This window comes from Nitrosopumilus sp. (assembly GCF_025699255.1).
GTDB lineage: Archaea > Thermoproteota > Nitrososphaeria > Nitrososphaerales > Nitrosopumilaceae > Nitrosopumilus.
This window is the reverse complement of sequence record NZ_JAILWA010000008.1, coordinates 49,667-64,904: the sequence shown is the minus strand read 5'-3', so window position 1 is coordinate 64,904 and position 15,238 is coordinate 49,667. Positions and strand designations below refer to the sequence as shown.

At 33.1% G+C, this 15,238-nt stretch carries 20 protein-coding genes and 1 pseudogene; 8 read left to right on the top strand and 13 right to left on the bottom strand.

Going from position 1 to position 15,238, the window contains the following annotated elements:
• Positions 1-559: pseudogene (locus K5781_RS08015) on the bottom strand (hypothetical protein); the annotation flags it as partial.
• 194 nt (positions 560-753) lie between these two features.
• On the opposite strand from K5781_RS08015, the gene K5781_RS08010 reads away from it, so the two are divergent.
• Positions 754-2,019: an ATPase domain-containing protein gene (locus tag K5781_RS08010; RefSeq protein WP_297442573.1), complete on the top strand. Its 1,266-nt coding sequence runs from the start codon at positions 754-756 to the stop codon at positions 2,017-2,019.
• Here K5781_RS08010 and K5781_RS08005 read toward each other — a convergent pair.
• The 3 genes from K5781_RS08005 to K5781_RS07995 all read right to left on the bottom strand — a co-directional run bounded on the left by K5781_RS08005 (position 2,016) and on the right by K5781_RS07995 (position 3,124).
• Positions 2,016-2,147: a hypothetical protein gene (locus K5781_RS08005; protein ID WP_297442570.1), complete on the bottom strand. Its 132-nt coding sequence runs from the start codon at positions 2,145-2,147 to the stop codon at positions 2,016-2,018. The two genes, K5781_RS08010 and K5781_RS08005, sit on opposite strands and share 4 nt — an antisense overlap.
• Before the next feature lie 203 nt (positions 2,148-2,350).
• Positions 2,351-2,764: a hypothetical protein gene (locus tag K5781_RS08000; protein ID WP_297442567.1), complete on the bottom strand. Its 414-nt coding sequence runs from the start codon at positions 2,762-2,764 to the stop codon at positions 2,351-2,353.
• A 171-nt stretch (positions 2,765-2,935) separates the two neighbouring features.
• Positions 2,936-3,124, bottom strand: coding sequence for a hypothetical protein (locus K5781_RS07995; protein ID WP_297442563.1), 189 nt, complete (start codon positions 3,122-3,124; stop codon positions 2,936-2,938).
• Between the two features lie 162 nt (positions 3,125-3,286).
• Here K5781_RS07995 and K5781_RS07990 point away from each other — a divergent pair, with 162 nt between their 5' ends.
• Together K5781_RS07990 and K5781_RS07985 are read left to right on the top strand one after the other, a co-directional pair.
• Positions 3,287-3,928 carry a hypothetical protein gene (locus K5781_RS07990; protein ID WP_297442561.1) on the top strand — a complete coding sequence of 214 codons (642 nt, stop codon included), beginning with the start codon at positions 3,287-3,289 and terminating at the stop codon, positions 3,926-3,928.
• Positions 3,929-4,266: 338 nt separating this feature from the next.
• Positions 4,267-4,389 (top strand): hypothetical protein, encoded by a 123-nt coding sequence (locus K5781_RS07985; protein ID WP_297442558.1) that lies wholly within the window; start codon positions 4,267-4,269, stop codon positions 4,387-4,389.
• An 83-nt stretch (positions 4,390-4,472) separates the two neighbouring features.
• Here K5781_RS07985 and K5781_RS07980 read toward each other — a convergent pair whose 3' ends face one another.
• From K5781_RS07980 to K5781_RS07965, 4 genes are all read right to left on the bottom strand, one after another.
• On the bottom strand, positions 4,473-5,183 hold the full coding sequence (locus tag K5781_RS07980) for a nuclease-related domain-containing protein (RefSeq protein ID WP_297442556.1): 711 nt from the start codon (positions 5,181-5,183) through the stop codon (positions 4,473-4,475).
• Between the two features lie 99 nt (positions 5,184-5,282).
• Complete coding sequence (locus K5781_RS07975; RefSeq protein ID WP_297442554.1) at positions 5,283-5,924, bottom strand: hypothetical protein; 642 nt, start codon at positions 5,922-5,924, stop codon at positions 5,283-5,285.
• Between the two features lies 1 nt (position 5,925).
• The gene (locus K5781_RS07970) at positions 5,926-6,612 is read right to left on the bottom strand and encodes a YDG/SRA domain-containing protein (RefSeq protein ID WP_297442552.1); all 687 of its coding nucleotides are present in this window, start codon (positions 6,610-6,612) and stop codon (positions 5,926-5,928) included.
• A 41-nt stretch (positions 6,613-6,653) separates the two neighbouring features.
• Positions 6,654-6,881: a hypothetical protein gene (locus tag K5781_RS07965; protein ID WP_297442550.1), complete on the bottom strand. Its 228-nt coding sequence runs from the start codon at positions 6,879-6,881 to the stop codon at positions 6,654-6,656.
• A 71-nt stretch (positions 6,882-6,952) separates the two neighbouring features.
• Between K5781_RS07965 and K5781_RS07960 the strand changes: the two genes are divergently transcribed.
• Positions 6,953-8,005, top strand: coding sequence for a toll/interleukin-1 receptor domain-containing protein (locus K5781_RS07960; protein ID WP_297442547.1), 1,053 nt, complete (start codon positions 6,953-6,955; stop codon positions 8,003-8,005).
• Between the two features lie 305 nt (positions 8,006-8,310).
• On the opposite strand, the gene K5781_RS07955 is transcribed toward K5781_RS07960, so the two are convergent.
• The 3 genes from K5781_RS07955 to K5781_RS07945 are packed head-to-tail and all read right to left on the bottom strand — an operon-like array spanning position 8,311 to position 11,448.
• Entirely contained in the window at positions 8,311-10,503 is a 2,193-nt protein-coding gene (locus tag K5781_RS07955) for an elongation factor EF-2 (protein WP_297442544.1), read from the bottom strand.
• Positions 10,504-10,552: 49 nt separating this feature from the next.
• The gene (locus tag K5781_RS07950; RefSeq protein WP_297442541.1) at positions 10,553-10,897 is read right to left on the bottom strand and encodes a hypothetical protein; all 345 of its coding nucleotides are present in this window, start codon (positions 10,895-10,897) and stop codon (positions 10,553-10,555) included.
• Positions 10,898-10,950: 53 nt separating this feature from the next.
• Positions 10,951-11,448 (bottom strand): hypothetical protein, encoded by a 498-nt coding sequence (locus K5781_RS07945; protein WP_297442538.1) that lies wholly within the window; start codon positions 11,446-11,448, stop codon positions 10,951-10,953.
• An 84-nt stretch (positions 11,449-11,532) separates the two neighbouring features.
• Here K5781_RS07945 and K5781_RS07940 point away from each other — a divergent pair, with 84 nt between their 5' ends.
• Entirely contained in the window at positions 11,533-12,360 is an 828-nt protein-coding gene (locus tag K5781_RS07940; protein WP_297442535.1) for an MqnA/MqnD/SBP family protein, read from the top strand.
• A 27-nt stretch (positions 12,361-12,387) separates the two neighbouring features.
• The gene (locus K5781_RS07935; RefSeq protein ID WP_297442533.1) at positions 12,388-12,678 is read left to right on the top strand and encodes a hypothetical protein; all 291 of its coding nucleotides are present in this window, start codon (positions 12,388-12,390) and stop codon (positions 12,676-12,678) included.
• Between the two features lie 57 nt (positions 12,679-12,735).
• Here the strand turns inward: K5781_RS07935 and K5781_RS07930 are convergent, their stop codons facing one another.
• Entirely contained in the window at positions 12,736-13,359 is a 624-nt protein-coding gene (locus tag K5781_RS07930) for a hypothetical protein (RefSeq protein WP_297442530.1), read from the bottom strand.
• A 113-nt stretch (positions 13,360-13,472) separates the two neighbouring features.
• Between K5781_RS07930 and K5781_RS07925 the strand changes: the two genes are divergently transcribed.
• Together K5781_RS07925 and K5781_RS07920 are read left to right on the top strand one after the other, a co-directional pair.
• Positions 13,473-13,748, top strand: a complete 276-nt coding sequence (locus K5781_RS07925; protein ID WP_366848134.1) for a hypothetical protein — start codon at positions 13,473-13,475, stop codon at positions 13,746-13,748.
• 38 nt (positions 13,749-13,786) lie between these two features.
• Positions 13,787-14,092: an MTH1187 family thiamine-binding protein gene (locus K5781_RS07920; protein WP_297442527.1), complete on the top strand. Its 306-nt coding sequence runs from the start codon at positions 13,787-13,789 to the stop codon at positions 14,090-14,092.
• Here K5781_RS07920 and K5781_RS07915 read toward each other — a convergent pair.
• The gene (locus K5781_RS07915; RefSeq protein ID WP_297442584.1) at positions 14,089-15,186 is read right to left on the bottom strand and encodes a radical SAM protein; all 1,098 of its coding nucleotides are present in this window, start codon (positions 15,184-15,186) and stop codon (positions 14,089-14,091) included. The two genes, K5781_RS07920 and K5781_RS07915, sit on opposite strands and share 4 nt — an antisense overlap.
• Positions 15,187-15,238 lie beyond the last annotated feature (52 nt).

The following is a 15,238-nucleotide window of genomic DNA, read 5'->3' as shown; positions in this document are numbered from 1 at the left end:
GGGTTTCCAATTCATTTTCAATGGGGGTTTCCAATTCATTTTCAATGGGGGTTTCTGTAATTTCTTCCACATCATCTAAAATATCATTAGAATTCTCAAGCACATCAGTATTTTCATCATCAAGGATCGTGACTAAACCCAATCTTTCCCACGTTATAGCAGTAACCAGATTCATACAAAATGTATCATGATGTCCAAATCGATAAACCAAAGTTTGTCCTTCCCTACATGAAGAGTCTGAAGCGAGATTAGAGGATTTTTTAGGAACTTGTGGAGGGGCGCCAGGATATTTTGATTCATAATCTAAATCGTCATCAGAATCAGATTTAGCAGTATTAGAATTAGAAGATTCTTTCTTAATTTCAGCAAACCCCAGTTCTTCCCATCTTTCAGCAGTTGAAGGGGTCACACACACATAATCTTTGTATGCAAATCGATAAACTAGAGTTTGTTGATCACGACAACCAGCTTGAATATCTTCCTGAGCTTCAGATTCAACAGAGGCATATGACAATGTCAAAATGGAACCAAAAGAAGCCAGTACGAATATAGAAATCACAAATATTTTGAAATTCACTGAAAATTATTCGTATTTACAATATTTCTAAAATTAAATTAACATTAATGAATTCAATGATTAAGATTAATAGATCATTTTTAGATATTTTGAAAATTGATCGTACAATTATTTGACATTATAGAGAATTTTGACTAGGCATAACCCATTACTTGAAAACATGTAAAAATTGCATAGTGAACTCAGAAGGGATATTTCCAATACTGTATGAAAGTCAAGAAAGGGATTTGGGTGATTATGGAAGAACTCAATATATCATTGAGAAATTGGAAAAAAATGAAAAACTACCCAATTCAGACATTTTGTATGTTGAAAGAATGATCAGGTTATGCAAACCAGACATCCAAAAACCCACGTCAGATACAGTTGAAAAGATTTGTACTAAAGAACTAGTAAAATGTCACCACTGTAACTTAGAGATAGAACTAACTGAAAAATCAATCAGAAGAAATAATTTTTGGTTTCATGAGAAATGTTTCAAAAAAATTCCCATAACAAAGACAATTAACGAAAAAACTAAGCAAGTAAAAAAAGAGTCTGAACTAGTGATTAAAACAATTCAAATCAAGAGATCTTATCCTCAAATATTATTTTCCGGAGGGTTGTTAGTATCATTAGTTGGAACCACATATTTTCTAGCAGGGGAAATAATTGCCAGCATTGTGGGAGTTTGTGGAAGCATATTATTCATCACAGCATTCAAAAATCAAATAATTCAAAATAACAAACATCATTCTAAATTAATTAAAACAGGAATACCTGGATTTGATTCTGTATTATCAAAAGGTATTAAAAAAAATAGTTCAGTGTTAATTTCAGGTCCTCCTGGTAGTGGTAAGACCACATTTGGATTACAATTTATTTATTCAGGTGCAAAGAATTTTGACGAACATGGGGTATACATTTCGTTATCACAAAGCATTGATGAAATCAAAAATGATTGCAAATCATTTGGGTGGGACATTGAAGATTTAATAAATAAGAAAAAAATATTGTTAATTGATTTAAGACCATTTAAAATTAAAGACGAAACTATCTCAAAAGATGACTCTTTGTACAGAGCAGAACAAATACCATTTGAACACTTGAATAATTTTATACTTAACAGCATAAAAAAAATCAACGCCAAAAGAATTGTGATAGACTCAATTTCCATTCTTGAAATGCAGTATTTAGATAAATTCCATATGAGGCAAGGACTACAAGGCATGATTCAGTCTCTTGAAAACTTTGAGGTCACATCATTATTGATTTCAGAATTTTCAGAAAATTCCACACATGAATCATTTACAACTTCAGGGATTATTCAATTAGATAGCCAACTGGTAAATAATAAAATGGAAAGAACAATAAGAGTTACAAAATTACGAGGAGTGGAACATAGTGATTACATACATAGACTCGAAATAGATAGCAATGGGTTGAATATTTACAAAATTTAGTTTTTTGAGTCTTTTTCAGAATTTTCAGCCAATTTTTTTCTGACAGCATCTGCAACTTCCTGTTTTAGTTTATCTTCTTCTTCAACAAGTTCTTTTTTGAATCGTTTTTCCCAATAATTTTTTACCATTTCTTACTACATATCCAGATCTCTTAGAGATAAGAGCTTCGTCTATAAAAAAAGAATTCCTCAATAATACTAATAAATCATCCATCGAGGTTAAATACCAATTTTTAAAGACAAAATACCTAACACACACGTGAGATTTGATGAGAAATCATCAAATTTCATGATTTTGATAATTTAATATAAAAAAAGAAAAAACAATCACACTAGTTTTTTTGTGTGAAAGGAGTTATCCATGTTTGGATAATGTTTTTGTTTAATTCGGTGAATGCATTAACGTTGTCGCTAAATGTTTTGAAATTTTGAACAGTTGCATCAATTGTTGTTTTTATCAATTGGTTGTTAACTGTGCTTGCCTGAACTAATTGTTTGTTGGTATCAACAATTGCAGTTTTGGCAGAGTTTGGAATTTCACTGTTGATTCCTGCTTTTTTGACAAATTCTTGTTGCATTGATACTGCAGCATCAATTGTTTTTTGGCAAGTTTTCATACATTCGTTTTGCAATTCTGTTGCAGATTGAAAATATTGAGGAGTTAGTTTTGAAATATTTTCAAAGTATTTCTGAACATTTTGCTTGTACATTGCAAATGCATCACTAGTTTGAGATTGTGTACTCATGATATGACAACATAATACCTAGTATATATACTATTGGTAATGAGTGGTAATGAATGTCATTTGGTGGTAAAAAATGAACATTGACCATATTTTTTGTTTGTTCAAATGAACAAACAGAACCAATGATTGTTCAAACGAACAAACATTCTAAATCAAAATTTGAAGATTCATCTATGAATTAATGAATACTTTAGAGTTAGATACCGCAATCATCTCTGCCATATTTATTGGAATATTTTCTTTTATTGAAATTTCTTGAATTTCATCACAATGTTCTTCTTTCAAATGTTGTAGAAAGTCATCTTCAAAAACATCATTTTCTTTGTAATTGCAAGATGGAAATACACATCTGAAATTCAATAAATAGGATCACGTAATCATAAACTAAAAACTTGTTGCAAGTTATAATTTCAAGAAAGAAAATTTTTACTCTTTATCGATAAAAATAGAATGCCCCCCTTCTAGGCGTGATTTTAGACGGTACACTAGTGTTCTTTTTAAATTTGAATTATAATTTGTATTATGGAAGATATTTTTGAAAATGTTAAACGGATAAAGGTATTTGGGGAATTTCTTTCAATAATTTCAAACAACAAGATGGTATTCAAGGACATGAATAAGCCAGATCAACACCATACGATGAAATTCGGAGAGGACGGGATATTGGACATTCACACCACAAAAGAAGGCTCTGAAAAATCATATCAATCAAACGGCAAAGTTGATCTGATAAAGGTAGTAAAGGAAATGGTTGAAAACCCTCAATTTTTAGCTGATGCGATGCAGGAATTTGTAAATGCGCTAAAACCTGTGACTTTTGAGGAAAAAGAGTATTCTCATCTTAAAGTTGCACCTTCCATGACAAAAGAAAAACTCTCAGAGTTGGCTGAAAGAAAGAAAAGAGATATGATATTCTCCCCTGATAAAATCAACGAATTTCAAATGGGCAAAAATCAGTTTTCTTGGAATGATACAAAAGGGAAAATAGTAGATCAAGGATTTGTTTTTGATTCAGAAGAGATGGTGGGAGTCATAATGATGATTGAGGGACGTCCTTTTTACATGTCTATGGAAATAATGCAACACAATTCTATTACAAAACTAATTGAAAAGATGACGTTGAGTGATCAAATAGATTATACTGCAAACAAAGATTCAAACTAACACAATCAAAGTTTGAAATGATTTGGATTAGATTGAAAATGCATATTTTTACTGCCTCCGTGCTAGCTTGAAACTATCTGGATTGGATAAAATCAGTCCAGAATCATCCAGATCAGTCCAGAATGGATTGATTGCTGTCTCAAACCAGTATTTTGAGTGTGTTATGAGTACAAATGATTTCCGATGCAATTATCTGAAAAATAGTTCAAACTAGTTAGAGTTTGAAATAGTATGAATTGTAATGAACATATCTTTACTCATTTAGACATTATGCAAGAAATTTTCATTTTTGGATTTTTTAGATCATACTTTTCTATTGGTTCTTCGTATATTCTGTAATGACCAAAAACAGATCATCAAATGATCAGAGGTCAGATTCAAAAAATCCAACGAGTGCAGAATACAAAGCTGCAAACGACAATCGTAGTCGTCAGTTGAATCCAGAATCTGATACTGATTAGAAAAAATTCGTGGTTTCTTTGGGCATTTCATTTCCAAAAGGTTGTGGATATCAATCCATGACCTTTTTTCATTTTCAAACCAGTCATTTTGTGACATGTTTTTTTAATTTCTTTACAATCTTCTCAACATCGTCATCTGATAGGATCTCTTTTTTCTTTTCAATCCATGGGATGATATTTACTAAATCCTTTACTGCAACAAATCGGTATGCAGTAGAATACTTCATGTTTCCTCGTATGGGTAACAATACTGCTGATACATTTGGATTCTCCATCCCAAACCATTCTTTGAGCGAAATCCACATGACTCTTCCTGCACGATTTACTTGTTCGTGTGGTTCGAGTCCTCCATTTTCTCTGTTTTTGAAGATGTAGGTGTCAGTCCAATTTTTCACCTCAATTACCTGAATTCCTTTTTGAGATACTATAACAAAGTCCATCTGAGCAGATTTGAGACTACGTTTGCCATTGTATGTAACATAATGCGGCAGTTCCAAATTGACCCCGCATAGAACATGGAAACTATCATCAAGTTGTGATAGTGTGTCTAATGCTCGAATCTCCCCTTTTGTACCTGAGTGCAGCGAAGTATTTTGATTTCGGGCAATTTTTAGTATTTGTCGTTTTTTTCTCCACCTTGAGAATTTGTTTCGCAATCCCTTGTCTTCAATTGAATGATATTGTTTTTTGAATTCTTTTTTTACACTATCCATATCATCAATTGATTTTACTTCTTTTGGGAGTTTGTCTAAGAGTCGTTTTTCAGTATCTGCAAGACCGTGGATAATGGCCATAAAAGGCAAAACAAAAATCTAGTATTTTAGAGGATGTTTGGTAGGATGAACAGAGTGGGTTATTTACTATAGATGATTTGCTAGAATTTATTATTTGAGTCATCCAAACTGAGTAACAAAAGTAAACACCACTAACGATACCAATATTGAACCAAATCCTAACAATGTCAAATATTTGGCAGTAGTAAATCCTTTTTCGATCTTTCTAATTTTTTTAGGATCTTCTAAGAACATTGCTATCACAAACATAGAAGATGCAATAAACGGGATCAGCATGGCAATTCCATATGTTTGCATAGTTTTGGCATATGATGGTTTACTTGTCTGTTCTTCAATAGTGGTAATTTTTCCATATTTATCAATGATTTTGAATTGAGTGTTTTTCATTTTTTCTATAGTAAACATTACTTCAACGAGTCTAGTAGATACATCATCACTCATTTCTTGTATTTTGTCTAGTCGTTCATTTGTCAATAATGCAATCGTTTGATTGTCATTAGAAATTAGAGATGCCGTTTGATTTTCAATTGAAATTAAATTAGTTGTCTTATTTTGAATATGTTTTAAAGTATTTTCTAAGGCATATTGTTCTGTTTCTAATTGTAAAATTTTGTTATGCCATTCATTATGATCTTGTAATGGACGTATTTCTTCAGAATATGATTGAACAGTAAGTAAAATCAATAAACCTGTAATTACAGTGGCATTAACTTGTAGCAAATTTACAGGAGTTAATTCCATGCTATTCTATCCTGTCTCTTTTTTCCAAATTGTGCTTGGCACAAAGAATCTGAATATTCTCAGCAGTAATTGATGTTCCACCTTTTGAATGAGGAATAATATGATCAAAATGAAGGTCAGTTGTTGCATCACATTGGACACATTTTCCTTCATCTCGTTTCCAAACTTCTTGTTTTACTTTAGTAGGAATGATTCTTCTTGCATCCAGTTTTGTCTGTTTTTTAGATTCTATAGTGTCAGATGTGGCCTCTAGTCTAAATTTGAAAACTTTTCTCTTCCCATCTGATTCTATCCATGAATCAGTTAAATTGAATACTCCATTATATGCCCAAATTCCTGACTTGATTTTCTCATAAACTCTGACTTTTTCCGCATCCCTGTTTCCTTTTTTGAAACTTTGTGCCGCTCTGTGGAATTTTCCATTTGGGGCAAGGGTTCCATTAGGTGTAGTTTCAGGTTGATCCAATGCCTTTGGATCCTTGATGTGACTATACCTTGGAACGTCATGTCCTTCATAGATTAGAGTCAATCCATTATCTTTTAGTTCATCATTGTATGGTGCATTTGGAGCCTGTGACATTAAAATTATTGAATACTGTCCACCTGCTTCAAAATTCATCCCATGTTGCAAATGAAGGCCATTTTCTCGATTAGTCATTTCCCCATATGAAATAATATCAGTACTCATAATGATTTGAATTTAATTAACTATGTATTATGAATTTATGATTATTTTCCAAACTTGATTAATGCAATACCGATTCCTGCTATTATTATGCCCACAATGATCCTTTGTTCTTCATCTTCAGTGAAACTATCTATTGTGACATCTCCTGCAGGAGATTGAAATGTTAAATCAATTGGGCGTAAATTACTCATATCTAATGATGAAAATATCAAACCAATTCCAACAAGAAGTAAAATTATGCCAAATACTAAAACTCCCTTATTTCCCAATTTTAATCACAAATATACGATGATCACACCCTAATAAAAGAAATATCTAGTCCCGGCAAGAAAAATGATTTGTGAAAGTTTTCATCAGCCATACCTTTGCAAATGAAGACAGAACCTTATCTGAAAGACTAGAAAAAATTCTTGCAAAGATGGACATAGAGGGATACTTGGCTGAAAAAAGCCCAGAATATGACTTGTTAATTCGAGATAAAATCAGAAAAGAGATTGAAGACTCTGATCATATGGTTGCAATCATCACAAACAATGCAAAAGAATCAGCTTCAGTCAATCAAGAATTAGGTTATGCGTTACGTGAAGGAATCAACCCAATAATCATGATTGAAAAAGATGCCACTGTTGGTGTTTTAACTCATGGGATTGAACCCGAGATATTTCAAAGAGATAATTTTGATGAGCATTGTAACAAAGTTAGAAATTTTTTGTTGCAGAAAGGTTCTCGTGTAAAAGTAACTCCCGAAGAAAGAAGATGGGTTTTGGATAATATTTACAGACCGTTATACAATGAAATCAAGGTATTGGATAATGAAAAAGTATTCTTAACTCAAAAGTTAGAGGACCCAATAACTTCTGTGGATAGTTTTTCACAATTCAAACTTGATTCTGAATTACGTGAACTTTTTGGAAATTTATCTCTCGAAATAAAACAATGGAACAGCATGTCAGTTGCCAAAGAAAGAGAATTCTCTTACAAACAGCACGAAATAGGCAATATTTTCAAAAAATGCTTTGGGAAAGCAGGTTTGTTAAGAGACGACTCAGATATAATTTTGAGTTCTCATAGTTGGCAAGAGCCACATCATTGGGTAGAGGCACATAAGGAAGTATTGCTCTTTGAACCAGACATAACTAATGGGGATGATCTTTACAAAAAATTGTATGCTAAAGCAATGTTAAGAGACGATGAACATGTACAGTGGTTAAAAGGTTTCAAAAAACATGCAGGCCTATACGACTGTCTTTTTGATGTATTATCTGACGCAAGAAAAGTTCTGGAACTAGAAATCAGTGACAAGGAGTTACTAGATCAGAAAAATAAAATCAAAAAAATTGTTTCAAAAATTAAACTAGAACTAGAAATAAAATTTAATTTGGTAAAATTCTAGGGGTTTTACCTCAATTATCCCATGTAGATGAAAGGTGATTAATTTTTTCTTTGAATGTTTTTTCAAAATCATGTAATGCTTCTTTTGCATTTTTTGACTTTTCACAAGAGATCCAAGATTTTAATTTCTTCCATTGCATGCTTTCTTTGGTCTATCCACCAATCGAGCATCTTGATTGCTTTTTTCACAGTCATTGAATAGGTCTAAGGAACGTTATGATCTTAAAGAAATCCCAACAAATACAATTCTGACAAACTTCCTAGTATACCGTCTAAAATTGCGCCTAAACGGGGGGCATTCTATTTTTACTCTTTATCGATAAATTCGTCAACTCTAGGTGGTTCTGGAGATAATCCTTTTCTCTTTCGAATATCAGCCACTGCTGAAGACAACATAGATTTTGGAACTTCTGTCCATTCTTTAAATGAAGTATTCCATGTTGCACGTCCTGCAGTTTGACCTCTCATTGCTTCAGATAATGTGAATGTCTCTGAAGCTGGAATTTCACCTACAACAATACTTGATGCCCCTTTTTGAGACATGTCAAGTACTTTACCACGTTTACCTGAAAGAATAGTTGCAACATTTCCAACCATATCTGTAGGAACACGAACTTCTATAGCTAAAGTAGGTTCTAAAACAGCAGTGCCGGCAGTGAGTAATGCACCCATACATGCACGACGAGATGCAGGTCCTAATTGAGATAAACCTCTATGTGCAGTGTCTTCATGGGGAACAAAGTGAGTAAAGATGAATTTACAATCTCTCATCTGTTCTTTACATAGAGGACCTTCCTTCATCACTTCCTCAAATCCAGAATTAATAGAATCAGTAGATTCTTGAACGAATTGAACACCTTTTGTTCCGTTAATCAAAACATTTCCACGAGAATCAAATTTCATAACTCTTTTGATGGTGTCAGTATCCCATCCTGCACCTTTGAGTAGATCAGAAACAACTTTTTTGTCTTTGATATCTGAAATTTCACCAGTTCTTAGCATATGGGCAATTTCTGGTTCTAATGGCTCTACTTTCATGAAAATTTTGTTATGTCTATTTGGAGATTTTGCCATGATTGGTTCACATGGACCTTTGACAGTTTCTCTATAGTTAATCAAAGGTTCAGAAGTCACAATTTCACATTTTGCATCTTGAATTCTATGTGTTGCAACATCCAAGTGTAATACACCCATACCAGCAACAATAGTTTCACCAGATTCCTCATCAATTTTTACAACAAGATTAGGATCCTCAATTGTCAATTGTTTTAAAATTTCTACTAGTTTAGGCAAATCTTTAGGATGTTTTGGTTCGATTGCAACTTGCACAACAGGTTCTGAGACATATTTTACACCCTCAAACATCGGAATATCTTTTACAGTAGACAAAGTGTTGCCTGCTCTACATTCTGTCAATCCCAATAATGCAGGAATATTTCCGGCTCCAAGTTCTCCGACTTGTTCTCTTTGGTTACCCATAAAGAAATTAACAGATTGAACACGACCGTCTCTTTTCTCATCAATAATGTGAATTGTTTGTCCATCTTTGATAGTACCAGAAAACAATCTTCCGATTGCAACAGGGCCTGCAGCTGGATCTAATACCATGTTTACCACCATCATAATGGTCGGACCTGCATCATCACATGCAAGTAATGCTTTACCCACTTCAGATTCTAAATCACCTTTCCAAATTTGTGGAATTCTGTATTTTACTGCTTCATGAGGTGCAGGATGATGTTTTACAACCATACCAAGAACTGCATCGGCAAGAGGTGCTTTTTCAACCAAAGCAGAAACATCTTCATTTTCATATGCATCAATAACATCTTTGAATGTAATCCCTCTTTCTTTCATCAAATCTAAGTTAATTGCCCATCTATCTTTTGCAGAACCAAATGTCACACTTGCGTCTTGAATAGAGACTTTCCATTTCTCTTTGTATTCTTGTTCTGCATATGTATCAATTAATGTGTTAAAGTTTGAAACAACTTCTGCAAGTTGTGCTTGCATTTTTTCTGGAGTTAATCGAAGTTCCTTAATCAGTCGGTCGACTTTGTTGATAAACAAAACAGGTTTTACTCTCTCTTCTAATGCCATTCTAGTAACAGTTTCAGTTTGAGTCATAATACCCTCTACTGCATCACATACAACTACTGCACCATCAATTGCTCTAAGACTTCGAATGACTCTACCACTAAAATCTACGTGGCCAGGTGTATCAATCATATTAATGACATATTCTTTGCCATTTTTAGAAAAGTGCAAGGTAACATTTGCTTGATAAATAGTAATTCCTCTTTCTTGTTCTTCTTTATCAAAGTCCATGGCAAGTGCTTTACCAGCTGCAGATGGAGCAATAATTCCAGAGTATGCTAAAAGACTATCAGACATGGTTGTTTTTCCATGGTCTACGTGAGCAATTACACCAAAGTTTCTGATTTGGTCTTTGTTCTTGATAATTTTGAGAACCTCACCAGTAGACTTGAACTTTACCATATTGCCCGAACTTTGGATTCAGGTATTAAACCTTAGCCTTCTAAAAAGATCAGTAGATCATTTCGTTGGAAACATTACGAATTTTTTCTGCAGTAACAAAATGGCATTCTTTTTTTCTTTTCTTTTTGGCCTCATAAAGCGAGATGAATTGAGAGAAAAAAATGCAAAAGATCACTTGAGATAGTTTTTCTTTTGGCAAATTAGGATGGACCACATTAATGCCAATATTTTGGAGATTTTTTCCCAATTGTTTTGTATGAGGGTTTTTCTCCTCAAAGATTATCACAGTATCTCCTTTTTGAGTAGAGAACAACTCCATATGAGAGAACTGCTCGATCCTAGAATAGTGTACATCATATCCTAGAATTTCATAAAACTTTGCAGCACAATACATTGCAATTGGAAAGGTGTAAAGATTTCCTAAAACAAAAATTCTTTTGAAGAGTCTTACTTTTTTGCCGAATTTTGAGCTTTTCTAAATAGAGAGATATTTGGAATTTGAATATTTTTTACAAGAGAAATACAAGTAAGTGCACTTTCTAAAAACGAAATACTGCCAGCAGTAAAAACTCCCGAATTAGGAGATGAAAGCAAGATAGTTTTGGCAGAAGATTGTGCCAATCTACTATTAGGGTAAGCAGTGATTGCAATTGCTTTTTTTGCAATTTTTGCCACCTTGATATTGGTAATAGTATTACCAGATATAGAGACAAAACAAACTTGTTTTGATTTTACAAGAGATTTGTTATAATACAAATCAAGTGGATCCATTGCTCTAGTCACCCCGCCTGAAAAAGACTCTGCAAGGAGTGAGGAAACTAGAGAATCACCGCTGCCAGAAAATAGAATATTTTTTTGACCAGATAGAGGTTTTTGTTTTTTGAAAGATTTTAGAAAATTTGATTGTAATTTGATATCTTTCTCATATGCCTCTATTGAATTCATAATGAAAATTAATTTCTTACATATATTAGAAAAACTATTCTCAGCAGGTTTTGGTATTTATTACCAGAATCAAAGAAAACAAATATGGAAATTTCTGTAGGCCATACTCCAGATTCAGATGATGCATTCATGTTTTATGGAATGTTTACAAACAAAGTACCATCTCCAGATTTCAAAGTAAATCATGTTATTGAAGACATTGAGAAGCTAAATCAAAAAGCAACCGATCCAGAACTTGATGTAACTGCAGTTTCAGTTCATGCATGTGCATATATTCCAGGATACACAATCCTTAGAAGTGGAGGGAGTTTTGGAATTAATTATGGCCCCATAGTGACAGCAAGAAAAATGATGACTATTGACGAGATTAAAAAATGCAAAATTGCAATTCCAGGAAAAATGACCTCGGCATTTTTGTTATTACAATTAATGATTGGAAAATTTGATTATGTAGAGATGAATTTTAGTGACATTCCAGAGGCGGTTAAATCAGGCAAAGTAGATGTAGGATTAGTAATTCATGAAACACAACTATCTTACGAACAAGAAGGCAATGTCAAAATTTTAGATGTCGGAGAATGGTGGGACAAAACTACAAACGGATTACCAGTGCCTTTAGGAATCAATGTTATGCGAACAGACCTAGGCATGGATACGATAGTAAAATTTGATAAATATCTTCAATCATCAATCGAATTTGGAATAGAACATTTTGAGGATGCAATAGAATATGCAATGCAATATTCCAGAGGCAAGGAAAGAAGTCTAATTGAGAAATTTGTAAAAATGTATGTCAACAAGGTCACGGTAAACATGGGAGACCCAGGAGAAGAAGCAATTAGAAAAATGTTTACCATGGCAAAAGAGAAAGGACTTGTTCCAGACTTTGAAATCAGTATTGCCAGCAAGTAATTATAGAACAAAAAAAGTTTAGAAATTATGGGAGACGGAATTGGAGGAGCAGTGCTTAACATCCTTACAAACAATGCTTTTGAATTGCTAATCAGTCACACAAGAAAAGACAATCAAGAACAATATGGCAAAGTTGAGAAAATTATTATGAGTAAAATTGATGATCCAGACCAACCACAATACGAAGAGAAAACTAAAGAAGATTTAGAACGAGCACTCAAGGGAAAATTTGTTTCATGTAATGTTCAATATAGAGATGAGAAAACAGATGCCCTAGTGTGTAATGTATTTGTCCAAAGACCACCAGAAGGATTTTAGGATATTTACTAGTAAAATACAAAAAATTTCTAAACATATTATAAATTACAACTCAAATCAATGAATAGGAGTTTTCAATTGAGATTCCAACATAGAAGATTTTTTTCTAAAAGATATTCTATAGTAAACCAGTATTCCAACTAGTTCAAGATACTCTACAAAACCCACAGTGTAAAAATGCATTAACCACCCGTCCATTTTTTCATCAATAGACGCCATCGCGGCACTCATTTGAGGAAATGCAGTTACAAAACCCACAGGGGCCATTATTGCACCAAAAACCCAATCAGAAGGAGTCATATTTTTTGCAGCATCTACAGGATTTTGCTGTGATTCAATTTCTGCAACATATTCCATTTTTTGTTCTGAATAAAGAGAATGTCCTTGATCAATTGCAAAAATTATTGTTCCCAAAATTACAAGTAAAATTGCAGATTCTGTAAAAATCAAAATTCCACGTTTGCCTTTTTGGAATTTGAAGATTTGTCTTTCAAGCATATGCCCAAAAAATCCAAGTTTGTTTTTCTTTGCAAGTAAAATTATGACAACAGATATTACAGAAATCAAGCCTGCAGAACCAAGCCAATTATCAGAGACAAATTCTGTAAACAACAGGCGCACAGGAAGCAAAATACCACCCATAATTCCAAAAACAATCAAGGATTCAATTTTTGAGTTCAATTGATAAAAAATCTTGAAACATTGCATATAACCTAGTGATAAATAATTTACTAGTGCTAACAAAATCCAATTTGAAAATACCTAATATAGGATAAAAGCAGACAAAATCATAATTGGTGTTAGTAGATAAAAAAATTCTAGCAGGAGGAATAGCGATGATAGTTGCAGGAATCATTGTAACAATAGGATCTATTGATCAGCCAATAGGTCAATCAGGGATGAGTGAAGAAGAAATTATTGATTTAATGATTGCAGAAGATCAGAATCAAGCATATCAAATGCTGTCAGGCATTTTAATCGGAGTAGGATTCTTGCTAGTTTTGATTAGTTTTGGAGCTAGAAGAAAAAAAGACAGTGCAAAAAGAAAAGAAAAAAAGCCTGCAGAGTAATTCAAAACTTTTAATCTCAAATTACCTAACAAGCACCATTGATTCAAGCTGAAATTAGCATATATCCAATGGCCACTAGAACCACCAGTGCCAGTTTTTATATTGCAAAAGCTATAGAATCAATCCAAAAAATAAAAAATCTAAGATATGAAATCAACCCAATGGGAACAATTTTAGAATCAGATAACATGGATGTAATAAATAAAGCAACACAACAAATGATGGAAACAGTTCATAATCTAGGCATAGCAAGAGTGGAAGTAATTATCAAAATAGATTCAAGACGAGACAAAGAGGTCAAAATGGAAGAAAAGTTGGATTCGATTAAAAAACAAATGAATTAGAATTTTTTCAAAATTTCAAAATGAGTATTTCTTTGAGCAGGAACACGACCAATTTCTTTTACCATTGTTGCCAATTCGTCAACTGAAGAAGAGGTGGCTTTACCGGCAGCCTTGTAAATCTCCTCAGAGAAAGCAGTTCCAACTAAATCGTTGCCACCATTAGATAATGCAACTTGTGCAAGTTTTTTCCCATATGCAACCCAATAAACTGATATATTGTTTAGAACATTTGCAAGCATTAATCTAGACAACGCAATAACTCTCAAATCATAAACTGAAGAACATTCATTGTTTACCAAATGTTGTTGTTCCAGTTCAGTGTTATCCAAACTAAATTTTAGAGGGATCAAAGTCAAAAAGCCATTTGTTTTCTTTTGTAATTCGCGAATCTTAATTAGATGATCAACAATATGTTCAGGTTTTTCAATGTGACCATAAAGCATTGTCACATTACTTTTGATATTCATATTATGTGCCTCTTCAATTACATCAAGCCATTGTTGTCCAGTACATTTTCCTCTGACAATTTTCCCTCGAATATCAGGATGAAATAGTTCTGCTCCCCCACCAGGCATTGAATCAAGTCCAGCACTTTTCAATCGTGATAAAATTTCCTTTGTAGAATTTTTTGTTAATTTTGATAAATAGTAAATCTCAGCTGCAGTAAGTGCTTTGATGTTTAGTTGTGGATGACTTTTTTTGATGGTTCTCATCATGTCTTCATAATATTCCAATGGAAGTTTTGGGTGAAATCCTCCAACTATATGAACTTCTGTGGCACCCATTTGTTTTGCAATTCCAACTCTTTGTTCAATTTCTTGAGGAGTAAGTGTGTATGCATCATCTGCTCCTTCCTTTCGGTAAAATGCACACATTTGACAACTAGCAACACAAACATTTGTGTAGTTCATGTAATAAGATGCTGCAAAAGTTACAGTATCATCAACCAGTTTTTTTCGAGTATTATCTGCTACAGCACCAAATAAATGTAAATTATCATAATTCATTAATTCAAGTCCGTCTTTGTAAGATATCTCTTCTCCTGCAAGAGCACGATCTAATGCTTGAGAATCCCCAACCAGTTGTTCTAACATATTGGAGGATTTGTCTTTCATGATATATTCCTTAGTAAAATACAGTAAAAAC